The organism is Microbacterium sp. Bi121 (assembly GCF_918698005.1).
Classification (GTDB): domain Bacteria; phylum Actinomycetota; class Actinomycetes; order Actinomycetales; family Microbacteriaceae; genus Microbacterium.
Genome location: NZ_CAKKLJ010000013.1, coordinates 1 through 20,656, shown reverse-complemented (window position 1 = coordinate 20,656; position 20,656 = coordinate 1). Strand labels below are relative to the sequence as shown.

The following is a 20,656-nucleotide window of genomic DNA, read 5'->3' as shown; positions in this document are numbered from 1 at the left end:
ATAGCCTGTCGAGGTCGTGACTCGGGAGGGGATGCCATGGCGGAACAGGCTGCCGATACGGATGCACATCTCTGGCGGGAAGAGACAAGGTCGCTTCTGACCGGCCTCAACCTCGTCGTGCTGGTCGCCGCTGTCGCGGGCGGCACGTGGGGCGTCTTCGACTCGATGACGGATGCCGACGGCGACCGTTTCGCGGGCAACCTCGTCGTCGCGGCTCCCGGCATATACGCCGGATGGTGCATGCTCGAGATCGCATGGAAGAAGCTGGCGTCGATCGCGACGGTGCTGCTGAGGCTCGTCTCCGCGTGCTTCTTCGCGCCCGCGTTCGTCGCGGTGCCCGTCGGACTGATCCAATTGATCGCCGTCGCCTTTCCGGGGGTGGGTGCCGCGATCGCCGAGGCCGAGTCGCGGAACAGCGGTTTCCACTACTACTGGAACGAGGGAATCGCCTCGCAGCTGTTTCTCGTGCCTTTCGGCGGCTACGTCGTCGGCATGTGCATCCCGCTCGGCATCGCCCTCATCATCGTGTTGCCGATCATCTCGATCCGTGCTCCGCACATCGCCGCACAGGGCTCGCACCTCGAGAAGGTCGAGGTCGGCAAGCGCATGTCGACCACTGCGTTCGTCTTCGTCGGGCTCGGCGCGACGACGCTGGGCATCGTGCTCTGGGTGTTCGGCGACGGCGGCAGCATCCTCGAGTTCCCGGAGGACCTCGGGCGCTTCCTGCGTTCGATGTCGTACGGCTACTTCGACTGGGAGGACGCGATGTGGCTGCTCGGCGTCGTGTTCGTCGTGGCCGGAGTCGCCGTTATGGGTTGGGGATGCGTACGCGTGCTGTTCGCGCGCACCCGCGCCGCACGCGGCTGACTCGTGCCATCCCCCCCCCTCCCAGCGCGGGGTCAGGAGGCGGGCGACGCCTGCAGCAGCGCCCATAGTTCGGCGCGTGCCGGGAACGTCGACAGATCCGTGTCCAGCAGGCGACTCGCCTGCGTCACGCGTGAACGCAGCGTGTGTCGATGGATGCCGAGCTCCGCGGCGGCCGACTCGAATCGCGCGTCGTGCTGCAGCCAGGTGCGCAGCGATGCTTCCAGCTCCCGTCCGTCGGCCCGCATCGGAGCCAACCGCGACTCCGCCACCAATCGCGCGTCGTCCGTCACGAGAGTGCTGAGAATGCTCGTCGCCACCGTGTCGGCGTAGCGCACAGCCCGCACGCCGCTGCTGTCTCCGGCACCGCGCCCCACGGCGTGCCGGAGGGCTGCGGCAGCCTGGGCGTGCGCGCGAGAGAACGCGCCGTACCCCACAGGGCCCGATACCCCGAGCCGGATGCCGAAACGTTCGGCGAGCTCGTCGAAGAGGCCGACGTCCTCGGCGGACACGACCATCGTGATCCCGGCGTCCGACATCCCGCCGAAAACCGCCGTGCCGTGATCGGCCCTCCGGCGCTCCCACCAGTCCGCGATCGCGTCGGCGGGAGCATCCGCATCCGCGATCGCGATTACGATCGGCGCGGGAGGAACAGAGCCCAGCACACGGCGCGCGAGGGTCGGATCGTCCAGCAGAAGCGAGGCGAGCACCTGCGACCGCAGGCGACGCCGACTGCGGTCGAGCTGCTCGTTCTGCTCCAGAGCGAGTCCGGCCATCGCGATCACGGAGGTCACGACAGCGCGTGCCTCGGCGTCGAGCGAGGCGGTCCCGATGGCGATCACCCCGCGCAGGTGGCCGGTGCGGCCGAGAGTGAAGAGGGTGAACGAGTCGGTTCCGAGCGTCAGGGATTGCCCTGCCTGGCCTCCTCGGGTGATGAGCTCGGTCGCCCGCGCGGTCAGGCCGGCGAGGTCGTCCGGGTGCAGCGCCTCGTGCGGATGCTCGTGCACCAGCAGTCCGGTCGCGTCGAACATCCCGACCCAGTGTTCGAGTCTCCTGGCGAGCTCGGTGAGGGTGGACTCCAAGCCGCGCGGCCGGAGCGCCGCGACGGCGAGAGCACGCTGCGCGTCCAGCGCCCAGGTTCGTCTGGCGTAGGTCTGGGCGGCGATCGCCTCGGCATGGGCGCGAGCGATCGCGATGAACGGGGTGTCGTACGGCACCTCGAACAGCGGGATGCTCGCCCGTGCACATGCATCGATCAGCCGGTCGGGAACCTGCGGACGCCGCACCCCGGTGCCGAAGCCCAGCCCGAGGATTCCGCGCGCCGCGAGTCGGGCGACGTACTCGTCTGCGTCGTCGTCGGTGAACTGACTGCCGGTGGTGAGCAGGGTGAGATCGTCGGCGAGGAACGGAGTGGGATCGACGAGGTCGGAGGAGTGCACCCACCGCAGCGGCTGATCCAGCGCGCCGTCGTCCAGCTCGGCCTCGTCTCCCACGAGCCGAAGACCGAGGTCCCGGCGCCCGAGCAGTGCACGCAGGGTGGGGTGGTCCACGGCATCCTCCGAGGGTTCGATGTGCTTGTACAAAGCGGCGAACTGATTCAAGAAATTGTACTGGGCGGCGAGTGCGAGGCTGCATCGTCCGGTCTACGCTCGCGAACATGGCCCTTCTCGACACGGACGCCCCAGCTCTTCCCCTCGGCGGACCCGACCTCCCTCAGGAGCGTCGCCTGGTCACCGACCTGCCAGGGCCGCGCTCGGCCGAGATCCTCGCTCGCAAGGCGGAGGCCGTGCCCGCCGGGGTCGGACACACCGTTCCGGTCGCCGCGGTGGCAGCCGGCGGGGGAGTCGTGGTGGATGCCGACGGCAACTCGCTCATCGATCTCGGATCCGGTATCGCCGTCACGACCGTGGGCAACGCCCATCCGAAGATCGCCGCCGCGGTCGCCGCGCAGGTCGCCCAGTTCACGCACACCTGCTTCATGATCTCGCCGTACGAGTCGTACATCGAGGTGGCCGAGGCGCTGAACCGGCTCACCCCCGGCGACTTCGCCAAGAAGACCGCGCTGTTCAACTCGGGAGCCGAGGCCGTCGAGAACGCGATCAAGATCGCGCGGAAGCACACCGGCCGCCAAGCCGTCGTCGCCTTCGACCACGGCTATCACGGCCGCACCAACCTCACCATGGCGCTGACGGCCAAATCGATGCCGTACAAGAGCGGATTCGGTCCGTTCGCCCCCGAGGTCTACCGGGCTCCGATGTCGTACCCGTTCCGCGACGGGCTCTCCGGCGCCGACGCCGCGGCACGAGCGATCCTGCAGATCGAGAAGCAGATCGGCGCGGACAACCTGGCCGCGATCATCATCGAGCCCATCCAGGGCGAAGGCGGGTTCGTCGTGCCCGCCGACGGCTTCCTGCCCGCGCTGTCCGCCTGGTGCGCAGCGAACGGCGTCGTCTTCATCGCCGATGAGGTGCAGACCGGGTTCGCCCGCACCGGTCACATGTTCGCGAGTGAGATCTTCGGCATCGAACCCGACCTCATCACAACGGCCAAGGGCATCGCCGGCGGCCTCCCGCTCGCTGCCGTCACCGGTCGTGCCGAGATCATGGACGCCTCGCACGCCGGCGGTCTCGGCGGCACGTACGGCGGCAACCCGATCGCCTGCGCAGCTGCCCTCGCCGCGATCGACGTCTTCGAGAACGACGGTGTGATCGAGCGAGCGCAGCAGATCGGCGAGCTCCTCGGCGGGCGTCTGCGCGAGCTGCAGTCCTCCGACGCCCGCATCGGGGACGTCCGAGGACACGGCGCGATGATCGCCGCCGAGTTCGTCGACCCGCAGACGAACGCTCCGGATGCGGCGCTCACCGCAGCCGTCGCCAAGTCCGCGATCGCCCAGGGCGTGATCGTCCTGACCTGCGGCACCTACGGCAACGTCATCCGCTTCCTGCCGCCGCTGTCCATCGGCGACGAACTGCTGAGCGAAGGGCTCGACATCATCGCAGCGGCACTCGCCGCAGCCTGACACCGTCCGGTCGCGGCAGGATCGGGGGATTCCGGAGCCGCGACCGGCATGACAACGAAGCGGCACGACAACGAAGGAGTTGCAAATGGCTGAGATCACACGTGACGTGCTCATCGTCGGAGCGGGTGCTGCCGGTCTGACCGCGGCGAACGACCTGCGCAAGGCAGGACTGTCCGTGGCGGTCCTCGAAGCGCGCGACCGCGTCGGGGGCCGGCTGTGGACCGACGTCATCGACGGCGCCATGCTCGAGATCGGCGGGCAGTGGGTCTCGCCGGACCAGGACGCGCTCAAGGACGCGATCCACGAGCTGGGCCTGGAGACCTTCAGCCGCTACCGCGAGGGCGACAGCGTGTACGTCGGCCCTGATGGTGTCGCCGAGCGCTTCACCGGCGAGATGTTCCCGGTGACGGCGGAGACCGAGGCGGTCATCGCCGAGATCACGGACCGGCTCGACGCCATGGTCGCGGAGATCGATCCGGACAGGCCGTGGGAGCATCCGAACGCGGAGGAGTGGGACGAGATCTCCTGGGATGCCTGGCTCCGCCGGCAGACCGACGACGACGAGGCCGTGCGCAACCTCGCCTTCGCCACCGGCTCCGCGATGCTGACCAAGCCCACCCATGCCTTCTCGTTGCTGCAGTCGCTGCTGATGGCGGCGTCGGCCGGTTCGTACTCGAACCTCGTCGACGCCGACTTCATCCTCGACAAGCGCGTGGTCGGCGGTCTGCAGCAGGTCCCGCTACTGCTCGCCGAACGTCTCGGTGACGACGTGCACCTCGGCCAACCCGTCCGTTCCCTGCAATGGGGCGAAGACGGCGTGACCGCAACCACGGACGAGCTGACCGTCACCGCCCGGTTCGCGATCCTCGCGCACGCGCCGGTGCTGTACAACCGGATCTCGTTCATCCCGCCGATGCCGCGCCGCCAGCACCAGCTGCACCAGCATCTCTCGATGGGCTTCGTCATCAAGGTGCACGCGGTCTACGACCGTCCGTTCTGGCGGGAGCAGGGACTCAGCGGCACGGCGTTCAGCCCGTACGAGCTGTCGCACGAGGCCTACGACAACACCAACCACGGCGATGAACGGGGCACCCTCGTCGGCTTCGTGAGCGATCGCAACGCCGACGACGTCTTCGCACTGTCGGCCGAGGAGCGCAAGCAGCGCATCCTCGAGTCGCTGTCCCACTACTACGGACCCGAGGCGATGAACCCGGTGGTGTACTACGAGAGCGATTGGGGGAGCGAGGAGTGGACGCGAGGCGCGTACGCCGCGAGCTTCGACCTCGGCGGCCTGCACCGCTACGGAGCCGATCTGCGCACACCGGTCGGACCGATCCACTTCGCCTGCAGCGACCTCGCCGGCGCCGGCTACCAGCACGTCGACGGCGCGATCCGCATGGGCCACCTGGTCGCCTCGAACATCGTCGAGGCGAGTCGCTCGACCGCCGCCACGGCAGGAGCCTCGCGATGAGCGGCGCGATCGTCGTCGGGTACACCGCGACGGAATCAGGAGCGGATGCGGCGGCCCTCGGTGCGCGCCTGGCCCGCAGTCTCGACGCACGACTGCACCTCGTGATCGTGCTCCCGGCCGACGGCACCCGCAGTGCGGCCGTTCCACCGGAGCGCGCCTACGAGGAGGTCATCCGCAATCAGGGCAAGAAGTGGCTCGCCGAGGCGATGACCGAACTCGCGCAGGATCTCACCCGCAGCGGCCACGTGCGATTCGCCGAGTCGTTCGCCGAGGGGCTGATCGCGGCAGGCGAGGAGTTCGGCGCACGACTGATCGTCGTCGGAGCCGCCACCGGCGCCGTCCTGGGTCGTCACCGGCTGGGAGGGGTGGCATCCGCACTGCTGCACTCCTCGCCGATCCCCGTCGCGCTCGCCCCCTCGGGGACGGCGAAGGCGGATGATGCGGCCGTTCCGCGGATCACCGCAGCCCTGGGAACCAGGGCAGGAGCCGACGTGCTGCTCGACGAGGCGGTGGCGCTCGCCGCCGACAGCGCGAGCGCGCTCCGTCTCGTCTCGCTCGTGCCGTTCGACGTGCCGCCCGGGCTCGACACCGGCGCGATCCGCGTCGTCGCGGGTTCGCACGCCGACGAGGTGCTCGCCGCGGCGCAGGAGGCTCTGCCGGCCGGCGTCGCCGCCACCGTCGAGCAGGCCCCAGGAGACAGCGTCGAGGATGCCGTCTCGCACCTGGCGTGGCTGCCTGGCGAGGTCATCCTCGTCGGATCCAGCCGGCTGGCTCAGCCGCGCCGGCTGTTCCTCGGGTCGACGGCAGCGAAGATGCTGCACGTCCTCCCCGTACCCATGATCGTCGTGCCACGCACCGGCATCGGTGCCGTCGATGGCAAGGTCGAAGGAGACCGCACATGAGCACAACACCCCAGCCGGTGCCGAGCACCGACGAACCGGCTCCCGTCACCGGTGGACTCTCCCAGAAGGGCCTGAGCGCGGGGACGGTCGGCCTCATCGGCGCCGTCGTCATCGGCATCTCGTGCATCGCCCCCGCGTACACGCTCACCGCGGCGCTGGGCCCGACCGTCTCAGAGGTCGGGTTCCAGGTGCCCGCGATCATCCTGATCGGCTTCATCCCGATGCTGCTCGTCGCGTTCGGATACCGCGAGCTCAACCGCACCATGCCCGACTCCGGCACCTCGTTCACGTGGGCCGCCCGCGCGTTCGGACCGTGGGTGGGGTGGATGGCCGGCTGGGGGCTGATCGCAGCCACGATCCTCGTGCTCTCCAATCTCGCCGGCATTGCCGTCGAGTTCCTATTCCTGCTCATCGACCAGATCGCCGGCAACCCCGGCACGATCGCGGAGCTCGCCTTCAACCCGTTCATCAACGTCGCCGTCTGCCTGCTGTTCATGCTCGGAGCGACGCTCATCTCGTACCGCGACATGCAGACCACGCAGAAGCTGCAGTACTTCCTGGTCGGGTTCCAGGTGCTCGTGCTGCTGATCTTCTCGATCACCGCATTCGTGCAGGTGGCTCAGGGCAACGCCTTCGACGCGAGTCCGATCGACGTCAGCTGGTTCAATCCGTTCGCGGTGGGATCGGTCGGCGCGATCGTCGCCGGGCTCTCGCTGTCGATCTTCATCTTCTGGGGATGGGACGTCACCCTCACGATGAACGAGGAGACGAAGGACCCGGAGCGGACCCCCGGCCGCGCGGCGACTCTCACGGTCATCACGATCGTCGTCCTGTATCTGCTGCTCTCGATCGCGCTGCTGTCGTTCGCCGGCATCGGCACGGGTGAGCTGGGACTCGGCAACGAAGACATCCAGAGCAATGTCTTCTTCTACCTCTCCGGGCCAGTACTCGGACCGCTCGCGTTCCTCGTCTCGCTCGCCGTGCTCACCAGCTCGGCGTCGTCGCTGCAGTCGACGTTCGTCTCGCCTGCCCGCACGCTCCTGGCGATGGGCCACTACGGCGCCCTGCCGGACAGCTTCGCCAAGGTGAGCCCGCGCTTCTTCACGCCCGGCTACGCGACGATCGTCGCATCCATCGTCGCCTCCGCCTTCTACGCGATCATGCGGTTCGTCAGCGAGGACGTGCTCTGGGACACCATCACCGCGCTCGGCATGATGATCTGCTTCTACTACGGCATCACGGCCTTCGCGTGCGTCTGGTACTTCCGCAAGCAGTGGTTCGACTCGACGCGCATGTTTCTGTTCACCCTGCTGTTCCCGCTGGTCGGCGGCGTCATCCTCGCCGCGCTGTTCGTGATGACGCTCGTCGACAGCATGAACCCTGACTACGGCAGCGGATCCAACGTCGGCGGCGTCGGCCTCGTGTTCATCCTCGGCGTCACGGTGATCGCGCTCGGCATCGTCATCATGATCTGGCAGGCGATCAAGCGCCCGGCGTTCTTCCGCGGGGAGACCCTCGGAATGGATGCTCCGGCCAGTCTGCGCCGCCGATAGAAGACCTGTTCACCCCCACGGAAAGAGAGATCGATGACCACCGCACTCGCAGCGAACGAGACCGCCCTCCTGTCTGATGTCCCGAAGGGACTGTTCATCGGAGGTCAATGGACGGATGCCGAGGGCGGCCGCACCTTCGATGTGCGCGATCCCGCGACGAACGCCGTGATCGCTTCGATCGCGGATGCGACGGCTGAGGACGGCGTCCGCGCCCTCGACGCCGCGGTGGCCGCACAGGACGACTGGGCTGCGACGCCGGCGCGAACGCGCAGCGACATCCTGCGCCGCGCGTTCGACCTCGTGCAGGAGCACAAGGAGGACCTCGCACTCCTCATGACGCTCGAGATGGGCAAGCCGCTCGCGGAGTCGCGGGGAGAGGTCGCCTACGGCGGCGAGTTCCTGCGCTGGTTCAGCGAGGAGGCGGTGCGCATCTCCGGACGCTACGGACAGAACCCGGAGGGGACCGGACGGATGATCGTCTCGCAGCGTCCAGTCGGGCCGTCGTTCTTCATCACGCCATGGAACTTCCCGTTCGCGATGGCGACGCGCAAGATCGCTCCGGCACTCGCGGCCGGCTGCACCGTCGTCATCAAGCCGCCGGCGCTGACGCCGCTGACGACGATGTTCTTCACCCGGCTCCTCGAGCGGGCTGGGCTGCCCGCCGGGGTCGTCAACGTCGTGCAGACCTCGTCGTCGTCGAAGCTGTCCGCCCCGATCATCGCCGACCCGCGGCTGCGGAAGCTCTCGTTCACCGGGTCGACCGATGTCGGCCGCAAGCTCATCGCGCAGGCCGCAGAGGGTGTCCTGCGCGTGTCGATGGAGCTCGGCGGAAACGCCCCGTTCGTGGTCTTCGAGGACGCGGATCTCGACAAGGCCGTAGATGGCGCGATGCTGGCGAAGTTCCGGAACATCGGGCAGGCCTGCACTGCGGCGAACCGATTCATCGTCCACGCCTCGATCGCGGAGGAGTTCGCCGCGCGGGTCACCGAGCGCGTGAACGCCATGAAGATCGGCCGCGGCACGGAGGACGGCGTCGCGATCGGTCCGCTGATCGACGCGGATGCCGTCGACAAGGCCCGTGACCTCGTCCAGGACGCCGTCGACCGCGGTGCCAGCATCCGCACCGGCGGCAACGCCGTCGACGGTGCCGGCACCTTCTTCGAGCCCACCGTCATCACCGACGTGGCGAAGGGCAGCGACATCCTCCGCGAGGAGATCTTCGGCCCGGTTCTCGCGATCGCCACCTTCGACAGCGAAGAGGATGCCGTCCGCCTCGCCAACGACACCGAGTACGGGCTGGTCTCATACGTGTTCACCTCGGATCTCGACCGCGGGCATCGGATGATCGACGCGCTCGAGACGGGCATGATGGGGCTGAACGTGGGCGTGGTCTCCAACGCCGCGGCTCCGTTCGGCGGTGTCAAGCAGTCCGGCGTAGGCCGTGAGGGCGGACTCGAGGGCATCCACGAGTACCTGTCCACCAAGTACACCCTGATCCCCAACAGCTGACCGCAGCATCCCCGGAAAGGACCAGACATGACCGACTACGCCGTCGTCAACCCGGCCACGGGCGAAACCGTCGCCGCCTACGACACGTTCACCGATGCCCAGATCGAGGATGCGGTCGCCCGCGCCGCGTCTGCGGCCGTGACCTGGGCGGCGACTGCGCCGGCAGACCGCGCCGCCGTCATCCGCCGCATCGCCGAGCTGCACCGCGAACGCAAGGATGAGCTCGGCGCGATCATCGTGAAGGAGATGGGAAAGCCCATCGCCGCTGCCGTCGGCGAGGTCGAGTTCGCCGCCGACATCATCGAGTTCTACGCAGACAACATCGACAGGATCACGGCCGACCAGCCGATCGACATCGCAGGCGACGGCACGGCGATCATCCGCCGCGCACCTCTCGGGCCGCTGCTGGGGATCATGCCGTGGAACTTCCCGGCGTACCAGGTGGCCCGCTTCGCCGGTCCGAACCTCGCGATCGGGAACACGATCATCCTCAAGCACGCACCGCAGTGCCCCGAGTCCTCCGCCATGCTCGAGGCCATCTACGAGGATGCCGGCCTCCCAGACGGCGCGTACGTGAACGTGTACGCGACGAACGATCAGGCGGCGACGATCATCGCCGACGTGCGCGTGCACGGCGTATCCGTCACCGGGTCGGAACGGGCAGGAGCCGCCGTGGCCGAGGTCGCCGGCCGCAACCTGAAGAAGGTCGCTCTGGAACTCGGCGGATCCGACCCGTTCATCGTGCTCTCGGCGGACGATCTGGATGCCGTCGTGCAGAACGCGGTCGACGCGCGTCTGGACAACAACGGCCAGTCCTGCAACGGCGCCAAGCGCTTCATCGTCGTCGACGACCTGTACGAGGAGTTCACCTCGAAGTTCGTCGCCGCGCTCGCCGCCGTGGATGCCGAGGATCCCACCGAGGAGGATACGGTGCTCGGTCCGCTCGCGTCGCTGGCGGCCGCAGAGCGGCTGCAGGAGCAGGTCGATCGCGCTGTCGAACAGGGCGCGACGCTGCTGACCGGCGGCACCCGCGAGGGAGCGTTCTTCGCGCCGACCGTGCTGGCCGACGTCACGCCGGACATGGACGCCTATCGGGAGGAGTTGTTCGGCCCCGCCGCCGTCGTGTACCGCGCAGCCGATGAGGATGCCGCGCTCGAGATCGCGAACGGCACGCCCTTCGGCCTGGGGTCGTACGTCTTCACCACGGACGCCGAGCAGGCCGAGCGCGTCGCAGACCGGATCGAGGCAGGCATGGTCTACGTGAACCTCGTGCTCGCCGACAGCCCTGAACTGCCGTTCGGCGGGGTCAAGCGCAGCGGCACGTCGCGTGAGCTGGGTCTGCTCGCTGCAGACGAGTTCGTCAACAAGAAGCTCATCCGCAGAGCCTAGGCAGGCACTCGTCCGGCGGGGCGTTGAGCGAGCGCGGCGAGACGAAACGGGTTGAGCGAGCCGAAGGCGAGTCGAAACCTCGCGGCCACTAGCGTTGGAGGCATGAAGACCGAGCGAGTCACCCGCACGCAGTCCGTCGTCGATGGGCTGCTCGACGAGATCATCGCGGGTCGCCTCGTCGCGGGGGAGACGCTGCCCGCCGAAGCCGATCTCGCTGCGCTCGTCGGCGTCTCGCGCCTGACGCTGCGCGAGGGCGTCCGACTCCTGCAGGCGCAGGGCGTGATCGTCCCCGTGCCAGGGAGTCGTCACCGTATCGCCCCGGTCGACGAGTGGACGGGTCTCGAGGCCGTGGTCAGGCACGCGCGCAGCGGGGGAGCGCGGCGCCGTTCATCGCTCGAGCTCCTCGACATGCGCGTGATGTTCGAGACGGGGGCCGCGGAGCTGGCGGCTCCTCGAGCGACCGACGAGCACATCGCCCGGCTCGACGAGCTGCTGCAGGTCATGCGCGTCGCGCATGCGCACGGAGACGTCCCCGGATTCGTCGATGCGGACCTCGCGTTCCACGACGTGATCTTCGCCGCGGCCGACAACCGGATCCTCGTGGCATCCATGCGCCCGCTGACCACGATGCTGCAGGACTCGCGGAGCGAGACCAGCTCGGTGCTCGAGATCCGCGAGCACGCCATCACCGAGCACGCCGCCGTCCTCGACGCCATGCGGTCGAAGTCCGCTGAGGCCGCGCGAGAGGCGATGGCCAGCCACATGCGCCAGACCCGCGACGACTTGCTCCACTACGTCCTCGGGGAGTAGTAGCCGCGGCTCTCGGCGAACGACGATCGTGCCGCGTTTGCTGAGTGCGGATTTAGGGCGTACGCTCGTTATCTGATATCGGATAACCTCCGAGATCATGCAGCCCCCTCTGAACGAAGGAGTTCCCGTGCACATCGACGCGCTTCTCGCCGGCATCCAGGCCCCCGTCGATATCGACGCCGTCGAGGTTCGCGAGTCGTCCGATCCGCGTGGTGTCCTCGTCGTCCTGGACGACGACCCGACCGGCACGCAGTCTGTCGCGAACCTCCCTGTGCTCACCCGGTGGGAGAAGGAGGACCTCGCCGGGGCCTTCGCGACCGGCGCTCCAGCCGTCTACGTGCTCACGAACACGCGCTCGCTCGACGAGGCGACAGCCGCTGAGCGCAATCGCGAGGTCGTCGCCGTCGCTCTCGCCGCTGCGTCCGAAGCCGATCGGCACGTGACCTTCGTCTCCCGCGGTGACTCGACCCTGCGCGGACACTTCCCGCTCGAGACCGATGTGCTCGCAGCCGAGATCGTCGCGCACGGCGGCGCTGCTCCGGAGTTGACGCTCCTCGTCCCTGCGTTCCCCGATGCCGGTCGGATCACGGTCGACTCAGTGCACTACTGGGTCACGGACGGCGAGGCCACGCCCGTCGGCGAGACGCCGTTCGCGCAGGACGCGACCTTCGGGTTCGCGTCATCGAACCTGCGCGACTGGGTCGCGGAGAAGACCGAGAACCGCATTCCGGACGCTGATGTCGCCGCGCTCACGATCGACATCATCCGCACGGGTGTCGGCGCCGTCACGACGTTCCTGCGCAGCCTGCCCTCCGGCTCCGTCGTGGCCGTCGACGTCGTCGACGAGAGCGACATGCGCGTCGTCGCGCTCGCCCTGCGCGAGATGGACCGCGAGGTGCTGCTCCGTGTCGGCCCCCCGTACGTGCGTGCTCACATCGGGCAGGACATCGCCGAACCCGTCTCGGCATCCGACATCCCGTTCGCGTACGACCGCGGCGGTCTCGTCGTCGTCGGCAGCCACGTGCCGCTCACCACGGCCCAGCTCGAAGAGCTCCGCCGCCAGCGCCCCGACACGGTCACGATCGAACTCGACGTCCGTCAGCTGATCGACGAGCGTCGCGAGCAGCACCTCGACACCCAGGCGAATGCGGTCGCAGAAGCCCTGGCATCGGACGCGGTCATCGTGCACACCACGCGCGAGCTCGTCACGGGTGCCGACGGCGATGCGAGCCTCGAGATCGCGCGCCAGGTCTCCAGCGGCGTGGTCGAACTCGTCCGCAGGGTGCTCGCGATCGCGCCCCCGCGATTCGTGATCGCGAAGGGCGGCATCACGTCCAGCGACGTCGCGAGCGAAGCGCTCGAGATCCGTCGCGCCACTGTGCTCGGCCCGATGCTCCCCGGCATCGTCTCGCTGTGGCAGCCGCAGACCGGGCCCGCCGTCGGCATCCCGTACATCGTCTTCGCCGGCAACGTCGGCGACACCGATTCTCTGGCGCGCGTCGTCTCGACGCTCGCCGACTGATCAGGCCCGCGCCGCACCGGCGCCCGCCGACACCCCCGAAAGGAACAGCAATGACCTCCACCGTCGCCGTCATCGGCCTTGGGGCCATGGGCCTGCCGATGGCCACCCGCCTCGCGGAGCGCTTCGAGGTGAGCGGTTTCGACATCGCAGCCGACCGCATCGCGCTCGCCGCCGAGAAGGGTGTCCGGCCCGCCGACTCCGCAGCGGCAGCAGTCGCGAACGCCGAGGCCGTGCTCGTCGCCGTCCGCACCGGCGCCCAGCTGAACGACCTGCTGTTCGACGGCACCGGGCTGGCGTCGCACCTCGCAGACGGCGCCGTCGTCATCCTCACGAGCACCGTGGGAACCGACGGCATCGGCGACATCGCCGACCGTCTCGCCGAGCACGGCGCGCAGCTGGTGGATGCTCCGCTCTCCGGCGGTCCCGTCCGGGCAGGCGAAGGCGATCTCCTCATCGTCGTCGGCGCAGCCCCGTCGGCGCTCGAGGTCGCCCTGCCCGTGCTCGAGCAGCTCGCGTCCACCCTCTCGATCGTGGGGGACAAGCCCGGCGACGGGCAGGCGCTGAAGACGGTCAACCAGCTGCTCTGCGGCGTGCACATCGCAGCGGCCGCCGAGGCCCTCGCTCTCGCCGACGCTCTGGGTCTCGACCGCGAGAAGACCCTCGACGCCCTCACCGCAGGGGCGGCGAACTCCTTCATGCTCGGCAACCGCGGCCCGCGCAGCCTCCAGGCCTACGACGAGGACGGCGCCGAGGTGCTCAGCCGCCTCGACATCTTCGTCAAGGACATGGGAATCGTCGGCACAGCGGCGCGCGCCGCCCACCTGTCGACGCCGGTCGCGAACGCGGCAGAACAGCTCTTCCTGCTCGGCGAGGCCCAGGGCCTCGGTGCGCACGACGACTCCGCGGTCATCCGCGTCATCGCTCCAGAGCGCCTCTCCTGATCCACCCGCCCCTAACCTCAACAACAAGGGCGCACCCGCGCCCGTGAACCCGAAAGAAGAGATCCAGAGATGCTTCCTCTTCCCGCGTTGATCGCCATCGGCATCGCAGGCCTCGCCCTGCTGCTCCTGCTGATCATCCGCTTCAAGATGCAGGCGTTCTACGCCCTCATCCTCGTGTCGATCCTCGTCGGGATCGCAGCCGGCCTGCCGATGACGACGATCCCCGCCAGCGGGGATGCGCCGGAGCAGCTCGGCATCATCCAGGCGATCATCGCTGGTGTCGGCGGCACACTCGGTTCCGTCGCCGTCCTCGTGGCGCTCGGCTCGATGCTAGGCAAGATCATCGAGCTGTCGGGCGGGGCAGAAGCCCTCGCCGGCAAGTTCACGAAGTGGCTCGGCCCGAAGCGGGTCGGCATCGCCCTGGTGATCGCCGCCGCGATCCTCGCGATTCCGGTGTTCTTCGACGCCGGCTTCATCATCCTCGTGCCGATCATCTTCGCGTTCTCGAAGATCGCCGGCCTCAACCCGATCAAGTTCGGGCTTCCGGTCGCCGGAATCATGCTCGCCGTGCACGTCGCGGTTCCGCCGCACCCCGGCATCGTGGGCGGCGCCACGATCCTCGGGGCCGACATGGGCTGGGTGCTCATCTTCGCGCTGATCATCTCGATCCCGCTCGCGGCCCTCTCGTTCTGGGTCGGCAAGGTCATCAACCGTCGCGAGTTCGCGATGATCGAGGCGACCAAGGAGATGTTCGACAGCTTCGGCACCGAGAAGGCGTCGATCAACGCCGGCCTGCGCGACGGTGAGAAGGCTCCGAGCGCGTTCACGGTCCTCGGGCTCATCCTGCTGCCCCTCGTGCTCATCATGATCGGCACCACCGTCGCCCCGGCGTTCGAGGCCGGCACGTTCTGGAACGGCTTCCTGTCGATGATCGGCCAGCCGATTTTCGCCCTGATGGTCGCCATCGCCGCAGCGATGTTCTTCCTCGGAGTGCGTCGTGGCTGGTCGCCGGCCAAGCTCGGCGAGGTCATGGAGTCGGCACTGCCGTCGGCCGCCGTCATCATCCTCGTCACCGGTGCCGGTGGCGCCTTCGGCAAGATCCTCACCGAGACCGGAATCGGCGGCGCCGTCGCCGAACTCATGGCAGGCAGCGGCATGCCGATCCTGCTCGCGGCGTTCCTCATCTCGCTTGTCATGCGCGCAGCGCAGGGCTCGGCCACGGTCGCGATCACCACGACCGCCGGTCTGCTGCTGCCGACGGTCGCCGTGCTCGGACTCGACACGATCCACATCGCACTCGTCGCCGTCGCGATCGGGTACGGCTCGCTCGGCCTCAGCCACGTGAACGACTCCGGATTCTGGGTCGTCACCCGCTACCTCGGCCTCTCGGTCAAGGACGGCCTGCGCACCTGGACGCCGCTGACGACCGTGCTCGGCGTCGCCGGGTTCCTCCTCACCTGGCTGGCGTACATCATCATCCCGATGAGCTGACGCCGTCGGTGTCAGAGGCCCCCGGTGTCGCGCGAGCGGAAACCGGGGGCCTCTCGTCTTGCACGGATCGTCGGGTTAGGGTCGGAGCCATGGTCACCGTCGCAGAGAACATCGTCCAGACGCTCCGCGCCAACCGGATCGACCGGGTCTACGGCATCCCAGGCGATTCGCTCAACGGCTTCACCGACGCCCTGCGGAAAGACGGCACCATCCGGTGGCTGCACGTGCGTCACGAGGAGTCGGCCGCGTTCGCCGCGGCGGCGGATGCCGCGATCACCGGCGACCTCGCCGTCGTCGCCGGTTCCTGCGGACCGGGCAACCTGCACCTCATCAACGGCCTGTTCGACGCGAACCGGTCCCGTGTGCCCGTCCTCGCGATCGCGGCGCACATCCCCACGCAGGAGATCGGCAGCGGGTACTTCCAGGAAACCCACCCGCAGGAGCTCTTCCGCGAGTGCAGCGTGTACGTCGAGTACGTCGCCGACCCCGTGCAGATGCCTCGCGTCCTGGAGATCGCCATGCGCGCCGCGATCGAAGAGCGGGGCGTCGCCGTCATCGTCATCCCCGGTGATGTCGCCCTCGCCGAGGTTCCCGAGAACCGTGCGACGGTCATCGAGCGCGCCCGCCCGGTCATCGTGCCGAGTCCGGACGAACTCGAGAACGCAGCGCAGCTGCTGAACGCGGCGAACAGGGTCACGATCCTCGCCGGCGCTGGCGTGGAGGGGGCGCACGACGAGGTCGTGACTCTCGCCGACCGACTCGCAGCTCCGATCGTGCATGCGCTGCGCGGCAAGGAGTTCATCGAGTACGACAACCCGTTCGACGTCGGCATGACCGGTCTGCTGGGCTTCGCATCGGGATACCGGGCGATGGAATCCGCCGACACGCTCCTCGTGCTGGGATCCGACTTCCCGTACACGCAGTTCTACCCGGAGGACGCCACGACGATCCAGGTCGACATCCGCGGCTCGCAGCTCGGCAAGCGGCATCCACTCGACCTCGGTCTTGTCGGCGATGTGCGAGCCACGGCCGAGGCTCTGCTGCCCCGCATCGCCGAGAAGAGCGACCGCTCGCACGTCGACGACGCCGTGGCGCACTACCGCAAGACACGCGCGAAGCTCGACGACCTCGCGGTTCCGGCCAAGGGCAACAACCCGATCCATCCCCAGTACCTCGCCAGGCTGCTCGACGAGAACGCGGCGGATGACGCCGTCTTCACCGCAGACGTCGGGTCGCCGACGGTGTGGGCCGCCCGCTACCTGACGATGAACGGTCGACGCCGTCTGGTCGGCTCGTTCACCCACGGATCGATGGCGAACGCCCTCATGCACGGCATCGGCGCGCAGGCTGCGCAGCCGGGGCGTCAGGTGGTCGCCCTCGCCGGCGACGGGGGACTGGCCATGATGCTCGGCGAGCTGATCACACTCACCCAGAACAAGCTGCCGGTCAAGACGATCGTGGTGAACAACTCATCCCTCAACTTCGTCGAGCTGGAGATGAAGGCGGCGGGCTTCGTGACGTACGCCACCGACCTCGAGAATCCGAACTTCGCGGCAGTCGCCGAAGCGCTCGGCATCTTCGCGAGACGCGTGGAGCGCAGTGAGGACCTGCCGGATGCCGTCGCGGAGGTGCTGGCCCACGACGGGCCGGCGCTGCTGGATGTCGTCACCGAGCGGCAGGAGCTCTCGATGCCGCCGGCGGTCACAGCAGAACAGGTCAAGGGCTTCGCGCTGTACGCCATCCGCACGGTCATGTCGGGGCGCGGTGATGAGCTGCTCGATCTCGCCAGGGCGAACTGGCGACAGCTCTTCTGACGTGTGCGCACCGGCGTCGGTTCGCCGCGTCGCGCGCCATGCCTTACACTGGACAGGCAGTTGTCTGCATTCTTTTCCCGTGCCCTCGGGTGCGGGAAGGACGCAGACCCAGAGCCCGCCAGGGCTCTAGGGCGGTAGCTCAATTGGCAGAGCAGCGGTCTCCAAAACCGCAGGTTGCAGGTTCGATTCCTGTCCGCCCTGCGCGTCAGCGCCACGCTGGCACACGAAAGGTACATTCAGGATGGATCAGGACGAACCGCGCGGCGAGATCGTCGCGGCAGGCGGCGCCGCCGGTGTGAAGAGGCTCGGCTTCTTCGGGCGGATCGCATTGTTCTTCCGCCAGGTCATCGGCGAACTGCGCAAGGTCGTCACGCCGACCCGCAAGGAGCTGTTCAAGTTCACCGGAGTCGTTCTGGTGTTCGTCGTGATCGTGATGGCCTTCGTGTACGGTCTGGACACAGCATTCTCGTGGCTGACTTCGCAGGTCTTCGGAGTGCCGCAGTAAGCGACGCTCCCGCGGTTCCGGCCGCACTGAGTGGAAAGAAACAACGTGTCTGAACGATATTCCGACGACGCCGACTGGGCGACCGCCGCGGAGCAGTCCAGCGAGGACGACGAGGCGCAGGAGGGCAACGTCCTCTCCGCCGAGGAGAAGGCGTCCTCTGCTGCTGAGCGCGAGGCCGTGCACATCGAGGGTGACGAGGACGGCTCGGACGACGAAGGCACGGAAGACATCGAAATCGACGACCCGGAGGCGGACGCGATCGTGAACGACGCTCTCAACTTGGACGAGACGGCAGAGACCGAAGCTGCCGCCGAGGTCCTGAACGACTCGACGGCCGAAGAGGCCGCTGACCTCGAGGCTGCTGCAGCCGACGAGGTGACGCCCTACGACGGACCGGACGTGAACGGCGACGCGGATGCCGCGGAACCCGACGACTCGGACGACGACGCGGAAGAGGACCCCTACGAGGCCTTCCGCATGGACCTGCGGATGATGCCGGGCAAGTGGTACGTCATCCACTCCTACGCCGGCTTCGAGCGCAAGGTGAAGGCCAACATCGAGCAGCGCAAGTCGACGCTCGAGGTCGAGGACGACATCTATCAGATCGAGGTCCCGATGGAGGACGTCGTCGAGATCAAGAACGGCCAGCGCAAGATGGTCACCCGCGTGCGCATCCCGGGCTACGTGCTCGTGCGCATGGAGCTCAACGAGGACACCTGGTCCGTCGTTCGCCACACCCCCGGGGTGACCGGCTTCGTGGGCAACGCCCACAACCCGACGCCGCTGCGCTTCGAAGAGGCGTTCAACATGCTGAAGGCGCTCGTCGAGGTCAAGGACGTCTCCACGGCGAAGAACGTCCAGTCCAAGGGCGGCGTGGCCGTCGCCCGCCCGGTCGCCGCCGAGGTCGACTTCGAGATCGGCGAGACCATCACGATCAAGGAGGGCTCGTTCGCAGGGCTCCCCGGTTCGATCAGCGAGATCAAGCCCGAGAGCGGCAAGCTCACGGTGCTCGTGTCGCTGTTCGAGCGCGAGACCCCGGTCGAGCTGTCGTTCGACCAGGTCACCAAGATGATCTGATCCACGCTTCTGGAACGGCCGTCCCTCGGGGCGGCCGTTCGTGGTTTACGGCATCCGCCGGAGATCAGGTAGACTTGCGTGGTTTGTGTGCGCATTTCGCGCGCCCGCAGGCAGCACCGCGGTTCGGACACGCCGGATCTGCGGGAGAGGGATGCCTCAGGCATCCGCTCGATGAAAGGAAGAGGAAATGGCACCTAAGAAGAAGGTGACCGGCCTGATCAAGCTCCAGATCAACGCCGGTGCCGCCAACCCGGCGCCGCCGATCGGCCCCGCGCTCGGTCAGCACGGCGTCAACATCATGGAGTTCTGCAAGGCGTACAACGCCGCGACCGAGTCGCAGCGCGGCAACGTCATCCCGGTCGAGATCACCGTCTACGAGGACCGCAGCTTCACGTTCGTCCTGAAGACGCCGCCGGCTGCCGAGCTCATCAAGAAGGCCGCAGGTGTCCAGAAGGCTTCGGCCACGCCGCACACCGTCAAGGTCGGCAAGATCACCAAGGACCAGGTCCGTCAGATCGCCGAGACCAAGCAGGCCGACCTGAACGCGAACGACATCGAGGCCGCCTCGAAGATCATCGCCGGCACCGCCCGCTCCATGGGCATCACGGTCGAGGGCTGAGGGGAATAATCATGGCAAAGTCCAAGGCTTACCAGGCTGCCGTCGCGAAGATCGAGGCAGACCGTTTCTACACTCCGACCGAGGCTGTCGCTCTCGCCAAGGAGACCGGCTCGGCGAAGTTCGACTCGACCGTCGAGGTCGCGCTGAAGCTCGCCGTCGACCCGCGCAAGGCCGACCAGATGGTGCGCGGCACCGTCATCCTGCCGCACGGCACCGGAAAGACCGCCCGCGTCATCGTGTTCGCCACCGGCCCAGCGGCCGAGGCTGCGATCGCCGCAGGTGCAGATGAGGTCGGCGGCGCCGAGCTCATCGAGAAGGTCGCCGCCGGCTGGACCGACTTCGACTCCGCGGTCTCGACCCCTGAGCTCATGGGCCAGGTCGGTCGTCTCGGAAAGGTGCTGGGTCCCCGTGGCCTGATGCCGAACCCGAAGACCGGCACCGTCACCCCGAACCCGGCCAAGGCCGTCGAGGAGATCAAGGGCGGAAAGATCGAGTTCCGCGTGGACAAGCACGCCAACGTTCACTTCGTCGTCGGCAAGGCCTCGTTCTCGGCTGAGCAGCTCGACGAGAACATCGGTGCTGCGCTCGAGGAGATCGTCCGCCTCAAGCCGTCCAGCGCAAAGGGCCGTTACATCCAGAAGGGCGCTGTGTCGACCACGTTCGGCCCCGGCATCCCGCTGGACGTCAACGCCATCTGACGCTGACTGTTTCGAAGGGCTTCCACCGTCTCGGTGGGGGCCCTTCGTCGTACCATCAGGGCGTTGTGCGGGAGGCGCGAGTGCGCGACACGCCAGGGAAACGAGCTCGATTTGCCAGGCCCCAGGATCGCACGTAAGTTATTACTTGTTCGCCCCACAGGGAAGCGGAGAGGCTCAGAGCCTCACCCCCCTCAAGCGGAGAACCACCTCCCGAATCTCTCACTTGAGAGACCTGGACGCTTGCGTCTAGAATGGGAGCTTCCACCTCTTCTGCGGTTCAATTCGACCGCGCAGCGGATCTCAGATCCGGTCGGCGCGTCGATTTGACAGGACAGATGAGGCGGATAAGATTGAGAAGTTGCCCTGCGGGCCTGGTTGTGATGACTGGGTCGTGGGTGCGTCCGATCCTTGAGAACTCAACAGCGTGCACTTGTCAAATGCCAAATAACCTCGACTCCAGCCTTTGGTTGGG

General features: G+C 67.9%; 17 protein-coding genes and 1 tRNA gene. 17 read left to right on the top strand and 1 reads right to left on the bottom strand.

Features of this window, described 5'->3' with window-relative positions; all coding sequences use genetic code 11:
- The first annotated feature begins 36 nt into the window (after window positions 1-36).
- Window positions 37-867: a hypothetical protein gene (locus tag LQZ87_RS14640; protein ID WP_230104181.1), complete on the top strand. Its 831-nt coding sequence runs from the start codon at window positions 37-39 to the stop codon at window positions 865-867.
- A 32-nt stretch (window positions 868-899) separates the two neighbouring features.
- Here LQZ87_RS14640 and LQZ87_RS14635 read toward each other — a convergent pair whose 3' ends face one another.
- On the bottom strand, window positions 900-2,465 hold the full coding sequence (locus LQZ87_RS14635) for a PucR family transcriptional regulator (RefSeq protein ID WP_230104180.1): 1,566 nt from the start codon (window positions 2,463-2,465) through the stop codon (window positions 900-902).
- A gap of 56 nt (window positions 2,466-2,521) precedes the next feature.
- On the opposite strand from LQZ87_RS14635, the gene gabT reads away from it, so the two are divergent.
- The 16 genes from gabT to rplA all read left to right on the top strand — a co-directional run bounded on the left by gabT (window position 2,522) and on the right by rplA (window position 20,184).
- Window positions 2,522-3,883 carry a 4-aminobutyrate--2-oxoglutarate transaminase gene (gabT, locus tag LQZ87_RS14630; protein WP_230104179.1) on the top strand — a complete coding sequence of 454 codons (1,362 nt, stop codon included), beginning with the start codon at window positions 2,522-2,524 and terminating at the stop codon, window positions 3,881-3,883.
- A gap of 85 nt (window positions 3,884-3,968) precedes the next feature.
- Window positions 3,969-5,354 carry an NAD(P)/FAD-dependent oxidoreductase gene (locus LQZ87_RS14625; RefSeq protein ID WP_230104178.1) on the top strand — a complete coding sequence of 462 codons (1,386 nt, stop codon included), beginning with the start codon at window positions 3,969-3,971 and terminating at the stop codon, window positions 5,352-5,354.
- Window positions 5,351-6,256, top strand: coding sequence for a universal stress protein (locus LQZ87_RS14620; RefSeq protein WP_230104177.1), 906 nt, complete (start codon window positions 5,351-5,353; stop codon window positions 6,254-6,256). Before LQZ87_RS14625 ends, LQZ87_RS14620 begins: the two co-directional genes overlap by 4 nt.
- A complete protein-coding gene (locus LQZ87_RS14615) occupies window positions 6,253-7,809 on the top strand; it encodes an APC family permease (protein WP_230104176.1) in 1,557 nt (518 codons plus the stop codon). Before LQZ87_RS14620 ends, LQZ87_RS14615 begins: the two co-directional genes overlap by 4 nt.
- Window positions 7,810-7,842: 33 nt before the next feature.
- On the top strand, window positions 7,843-9,318 hold the full coding sequence (locus LQZ87_RS14610; protein ID WP_230104175.1) for an NAD-dependent succinate-semialdehyde dehydrogenase: 1,476 nt from the start codon (window positions 7,843-7,845) through the stop codon (window positions 9,316-9,318).
- A 27-nt stretch (window positions 9,319-9,345) separates the two neighbouring features.
- On the top strand, window positions 9,346-10,707 hold the full coding sequence (locus LQZ87_RS14605) for an aldehyde dehydrogenase family protein (protein ID WP_230104174.1): 1,362 nt from the start codon (window positions 9,346-9,348) through the stop codon (window positions 10,705-10,707).
- Window positions 10,708-10,809: 102 nt separating this feature from the next.
- A complete protein-coding gene (locus tag LQZ87_RS14600; RefSeq protein WP_230104173.1) occupies window positions 10,810-11,517 on the top strand; it encodes an FCD domain-containing protein in 708 nt (235 codons plus the stop codon).
- Window positions 11,518-11,644: 127 nt separating this feature from the next.
- Window positions 11,645-13,039 carry a four-carbon acid sugar kinase family protein gene (locus LQZ87_RS14595; RefSeq protein WP_230104172.1) on the top strand — a complete coding sequence of 465 codons (1,395 nt, stop codon included), beginning with the start codon at window positions 11,645-11,647 and terminating at the stop codon, window positions 13,037-13,039.
- A 50-nt stretch (window positions 13,040-13,089) separates the two neighbouring features.
- Window positions 13,090-13,980: an NAD(P)-dependent oxidoreductase gene (locus LQZ87_RS14590; RefSeq protein ID WP_230104171.1), complete on the top strand. Its 891-nt coding sequence runs from the start codon at window positions 13,090-13,092 to the stop codon at window positions 13,978-13,980.
- A 69-nt stretch (window positions 13,981-14,049) separates the two neighbouring features.
- Window positions 14,050-15,471 carry a GntP family transporter gene (locus LQZ87_RS14585; protein WP_230104170.1) on the top strand — a complete coding sequence of 474 codons (1,422 nt, stop codon included), beginning with the start codon at window positions 14,050-14,052 and terminating at the stop codon, window positions 15,469-15,471.
- A gap of 89 nt (window positions 15,472-15,560) precedes the next feature.
- Window positions 15,561-17,285: a ubiquinone-dependent pyruvate dehydrogenase gene (gene poxB / locus LQZ87_RS14580; protein WP_230104169.1), complete on the top strand. Its 1,725-nt coding sequence runs from the start codon at window positions 15,561-15,563 to the stop codon at window positions 17,283-17,285.
- 128 nt (window positions 17,286-17,413) lie between these two features.
- Window positions 17,414-17,486: transfer RNA gene (locus LQZ87_RS14575), tRNA-Trp, on the top strand.
- A 40-nt stretch (window positions 17,487-17,526) separates the two neighbouring features.
- Window positions 17,527-17,790, top strand: a complete 264-nt coding sequence (gene secE / locus LQZ87_RS14570) for a preprotein translocase subunit SecE (protein ID WP_230104168.1) — start codon at window positions 17,527-17,529, stop codon at window positions 17,788-17,790.
- 45 nt (window positions 17,791-17,835) lie between these two features.
- Complete coding sequence (gene nusG, locus LQZ87_RS14565) at window positions 17,836-18,867, top strand: transcription termination/antitermination protein NusG (RefSeq protein WP_230104167.1); 1,032 nt, start codon at window positions 17,836-17,838, stop codon at window positions 18,865-18,867.
- A gap of 187 nt (window positions 18,868-19,054) precedes the next feature.
- Window positions 19,055-19,486: a 50S ribosomal protein L11 gene (gene rplK / locus LQZ87_RS14560; RefSeq protein ID WP_144792427.1), complete on the top strand. Its 432-nt coding sequence runs from the start codon at window positions 19,055-19,057 to the stop codon at window positions 19,484-19,486.
- An 11-nt stretch (window positions 19,487-19,497) separates the two neighbouring features.
- Window positions 19,498-20,184 carry a 50S ribosomal protein L1 gene (rplA, locus tag LQZ87_RS14555; protein ID WP_230104166.1) on the top strand — a complete coding sequence of 229 codons (687 nt, stop codon included), beginning with the start codon at window positions 19,498-19,500 and terminating at the stop codon, window positions 20,182-20,184.
- The last annotated feature ends 472 nt before the right edge of the window (window positions 20,185-20,656 follow it).

Excerpts from the sequence above, each read along its gene's own strand:
- LQZ87_RS14585 (WP_230104170.1), top strand. The coding sequence starts at position 14,050 with ATGCTTCCTCTTCCCGCGTTGATCGCCATCGGCATCGCAGGCCTCGCC.
- LQZ87_RS14610 (WP_230104175.1), top strand. The coding sequence starts at position 7,843 with ATGACCACCGCACTCGCAGCGAACGAGACCGCCCTCCTGTCTGATGTC.
- rplA (WP_230104166.1), top strand. The coding sequence starts at position 19,498 with ATGGCAAAGTCCAAGGCTTACCAGGCTGCCGTCGCGAAGATCGAGGCA.
- LQZ87_RS14600 (WP_230104173.1), top strand. The coding sequence starts at position 10,810 with ATGAAGACCGAGCGAGTCACCCGCACGCAGTCCGTCGTCGATGGGCTG.
- secE (WP_230104168.1), top strand. The coding sequence starts at position 17,527 with ATGGATCAGGACGAACCGCGCGGCGAGATCGTCGCGGCAGGCGGCGCC.
- LQZ87_RS14615 (WP_230104176.1), top strand. The coding sequence starts at position 6,253 with ATGAGCACAACACCCCAGCCGGTGCCGAGCACCGACGAACCGGCTCCC.
- gabT (WP_230104179.1), top strand. The coding sequence starts at position 2,522 with ATGGCCCTTCTCGACACGGACGCCCCAGCTCTTCCCCTCGGCGGACCC.
- LQZ87_RS14640 (WP_230104181.1), top strand. The coding sequence starts at position 37 with ATGGCGGAACAGGCTGCCGATACGGATGCACATCTCTGGCGGGAAGAG.
- LQZ87_RS14605 (WP_230104174.1), top strand. The coding sequence starts at position 9,346 with ATGACCGACTACGCCGTCGTCAACCCGGCCACGGGCGAAACCGTCGCC.
- LQZ87_RS14590 (WP_230104171.1), top strand. The coding sequence starts at position 13,090 with ATGACCTCCACCGTCGCCGTCATCGGCCTTGGGGCCATGGGCCTGCCG.
- rplK (WP_144792427.1), top strand. The coding sequence starts at position 19,055 with ATGGCACCTAAGAAGAAGGTGACCGGCCTGATCAAGCTCCAGATCAAC.
- LQZ87_RS14620 (WP_230104177.1), top strand. The coding sequence starts at position 5,351 with ATGAGCGGCGCGATCGTCGTCGGGTACACCGCGACGGAATCAGGAGCG.
- LQZ87_RS14625 (WP_230104178.1), top strand. The coding sequence starts at position 3,969 with ATGGCTGAGATCACACGTGACGTGCTCATCGTCGGAGCGGGTGCTGCC.
- poxB (WP_230104169.1), top strand. The coding sequence starts at position 15,561 with ATGGTCACCGTCGCAGAGAACATCGTCCAGACGCTCCGCGCCAACCGG.